The sequence below is a fragment of the Opacimonas viscosa genome, from assembly GCF_024199005.1.
Taxonomy (GTDB): domain Bacteria; phylum Pseudomonadota; class Gammaproteobacteria; order Enterobacterales; family Alteromonadaceae; genus Opacimonas; species Opacimonas viscosa.
The window spans coordinates 1-279 of the sequence record NZ_JANATA010000082.1; the positions used below are offsets into that span (position 1 = coordinate 1).

Here is a 279-nt window from a genome sequence, read left to right on the forward strand (position 1 = left end):
GCCATGAAGCTCTCCATCTGTACCGATGTGATGGCGGACCTCAGCTTTACCGAGATGCTCGACAAGTGCGTGGCGCTCGGGGTGGAAGGTATCGAGATGACCGGTGGTGGCTGGTCGCCGGCGCCGCATTTTCGTGCCGACGAACTGCTCGCCGATAGAAGCCTGCTGGCCTCACGCCTGAAGGAGATCGACGCCCGGGGACTGAAGATCGCCGCCTTGAACTGTTCCGGCAATCCGCTCGACCCGGGGGAACTCGGCGAGCGCCACCGAGGTGAGATC

1 pseudogene is annotated in these 279 nt (G+C 63.4%); it reads left to right on the forward strand.

Annotation, left to right across the window (positions count from 1 at the left end):
- Positions 1–279 (forward strand): annotated as a pseudogene (locus NLF92_RS12780) (sugar phosphate isomerase/epimerase); the annotation flags it as partial.